Annotated in this window: 4 protein-coding genes; 3 read left to right on the forward strand and 1 reads right to left on the reverse strand. The window is 73.3% G+C overall.

Features of this window, described 5'->3' with window-relative positions; genetic code table 11:
* Nucleotides 1-11 precede the first annotated feature (11 nt).
* Nucleotides 12-173: a hypothetical protein gene (locus H0487_RS22370; RefSeq protein ID WP_281370777.1), complete on the forward strand. Its 162-nt coding sequence runs from the start codon at nt 12-14 to the stop codon at nt 171-173.
* Between the two features lie 27 nt (nt 174-200).
* On the opposite strand, the gene H0487_RS22375 is transcribed toward H0487_RS22370, so the two are convergent.
* Entirely contained in the window at nt 201-596 is a 396-nt protein-coding gene (locus tag H0487_RS22375) for a hypothetical protein (RefSeq protein WP_246384367.1), read from the reverse strand.
* 161 nt (nt 597-757) lie between these two features.
* Between H0487_RS22375 and lpdA the strand changes: the two genes are divergently transcribed.
* Nucleotides 758-2,161 (forward strand): dihydrolipoyl dehydrogenase, encoded by a 1,404-nt coding sequence (gene lpdA, locus H0487_RS22380; RefSeq protein WP_183096404.1) that lies wholly within the window; start codon nt 758-760, stop codon nt 2,159-2,161.
* 50 nt (nt 2,162-2,211) lie between these two features.
* On the forward strand, nt 2,212-2,645 hold a 434-nt coding region (locus tag H0487_RS22385; protein ID WP_312856069.1), incomplete at its 3' end, for a biotin/lipoyl-containing protein.

The following is a 2,645-nucleotide window of genomic DNA, read 5'->3' on the forward strand; positions in this document are numbered from 1 at the left end:
CCGCCGCGTCCCTGCGGGAGTTCACGCGCGGGCTGCCGTGGGCGCACCTCGACATCGCCGGGCCGACCTTCAACAAGGGCGGCGCGGTCGGGCACTGGACGCCGGGCGCGACCGGCTACGGCGTCGCGACACTCATCGAGCTGGCCCGGGGGCTCGCCGCCGACCCGGACTGACCCGGGCTGAACCGGACTGGCCCGGGGTCACGTCTCGCGCGGCTTGTACTGCTCGTAGTCGGCCTGCTTCTGCGCCTTGCGCACCCGGGAGTTGTAGTCGCGCATCCGCTGCGGGATCCCGACCACCGCGGCGTCGTACGACGGCACCTGGTGCTTGTTGCAGAAGTCGTGGGCCCACTTCACGCCGGGCACCCGGCGGCGGGTCCACTCCCCGTCGTGGGCGACCAGCAGCAGGGTCACCTCGCTCACCGCGGTGCGCGGCTCGACGAAGCCCTCGACGCCGCGCCGGGCGGTCACCCACTCGTAGAGATGGGCCTCGTCGACCTTGTCGGAGGCGCGGACCCGCGTCGACCCGGTGCGCGCTCCGTCGCGGAGCGGCCCGCTCATCTTGGGGCCCTTGCGGAACCGGCCGAACAAACCCATGTCGACAAGTTTGCCGTATCCCCCCAGCTTCCGTGGCAGCACGGCGCCGTAGCGGTGCCTCGGGCTACCAGCGAGTACGCGGGCCGTTGCGCGCTGCCACACCCGTGGTGCAAGGATGGGCGCCTCACCCCAGTGACCCACATGGACAGGGAGGACGAGCGGTGGCCGAGGCCGGGCGCGACGACGAGGTCGACGTTCTCATCCTGGGTGCGGGTTCGGGCGGCTACGCCTGCGCACTCCGGGCCGCACAGCTCGGGCTGAGCGTCGCGCTCGTGGAGGAGTCCAAGCTCGGCGGCACCTGCCTGCACGTGGGCTGCATCCCGACCAAGGCGCTGCTCCACGCCGCCGAGGTGGCCGACGCCACCCGCGAGGCCGAGTCGTTCGGCGTGCTCGCGAAGTTCGACGGGATCGACGCCGCCGGTGTCCGCAGCTATGCCGACGGCGTCGTCAGCCGGCTCCACAAGGGCCTCACCGGGCTCATCAAGAGCCGCGGCATCCGTGTCGTCGAGGGCCGCGGCAGGCTCACCGGCCCGCGGCAGATCACCGTCGACGGACCCGACGGCCAGGTCGTGCTCACCGGCCGCAACGTCGTCCTCGCGACCGGTTCCGCGCCGCGGCTCATCCCCGGCATCGAGGTCGACGGCACCCGCGTCCTCACCTCCGACGACGCGCTCCGGCTCGACTCGGTGCCGGGCTCGGTCATCGTGCTGGGCGGTGGCGTGATCGGCTGCGAGTTCGCCAGTGTGTGGCGCAGCTTCGGCGCCGAGGTGACCATCGTCGAGGCCCTCCCCCGCCTGCTGCCGCCCGAGGACGCCGCCTCGTCGGCGACGCTCGAGCGCGCCTTCCGCAAGCGCGGGATCACCGCGCGGACCGGCACCTCCGTCGAGAGCGTCCGGACCGAGGCCGACGGCGTCGTCGTCACCCTGTCGGACGAGTCCGAGCTGCGCGCCGACCTGCTGCTCGTCGCCGTGGGCCGCGGACCGCGCACCGAGGGGCTCGGCTACGAGGACCACGGCGTGACCCTCGACCGTGGGTTCGTGACCGTCGACGACCACTGCCGTACTGGCGCGGACGGCCTCTGGGCAGTGGGCGACATCGTCCCCGGCCTCCAGCTCGCCCACCGCGGCTTCCAGCAGGGCATCTTCGTCGCCGAGCAGATCGGCGGGCTCTCGCCGCAGCCGATCGACGAACGCGGGATCCCGCGGGTCACCTACTCCCGGCCCGAGGTCGCCTCGGTCGGCCTCACCGAGGAGCAGGCCAAGGAGGAGTACGGCGACCAGGGGGTCACCACGCTCACCTACGACCTCGGCGGCAACGGGAAGTCCCAGATCCTCAAGACCCAGGGCTTCGTCAAGCTGGTCCGCCAGGTCGACGGCCCCGTCGTCGGCGTGCACCTGGTCGGCGAGCGGGTCGGCGAGCTCATCGGCGAGGCACAGCTCATCTACGGCTGGGAGGCGCACCCCGACGACGTCGCGCCGCTGGTCCACGCCCACCCGACCCAGAACGAGGCCCTCGGCGAGGCCTTCCTCGCCCTGGCCGGCAAGCCCCTGCACGCGCACAGCTGAACCGCACCGATCAACCGAGCAACGAACAACAGAGCGAAGACGAGGAACTCATGGCCACCGAAGTCACCCTCCCGGCACTCGGCGAGTCCGTCACCGAAGGCACCGTCACCCGCTGGCTCAAGCAGGTCGGCGACAGCGTGGCGGTCGACGAGCCGTTGCTCGAGGTCTCCACCGACAAGGTCGACACCGAGATCCCGTCCCCCGTCGCCGGCACCCTGCTGGAGATCAAGGCCTCCGAGGACGACACCGTCGAGGTCGGCGCCGTGCTGGCCGTGGTCGGGGACGAGGGCGAGGGCGGCGGCGCCCCAGCCGCGGAGGCCCCGGCCGAGGAGGCCCCGGCCGAGGAGGCCCCGGCCGAGCCTGCCGCTGCCGAGCCCGAGCCGGCCGCCGAGGCTCCCGCTCCGGCCGCGGAGGCCGCTCCCGCCGCCGAGGCCGCTCCCGCCGCGTCGGGCGGCGGCGGCACCACCTCCGTGACCCTGCCCGC

Origin of the sequence: Nocardioides stalactiti, assembly GCF_014180715.1 — a bacterium.
GTDB classification, from domain to species: domain Bacteria; phylum Actinomycetota; class Actinomycetes; order Propionibacteriales; family Nocardioidaceae; genus Nocardioides; species Nocardioides stalactiti.

Bases quoted from the DNA above. Each gene is read 5' to 3' on its own strand.
- H0487_RS22375 (WP_246384367.1), bottom strand. From the start codon at position 596: ATGGGTTTGTTCGGCCGGTTCCGCAAGGGCCCCAAGATGAGCGGGCCG.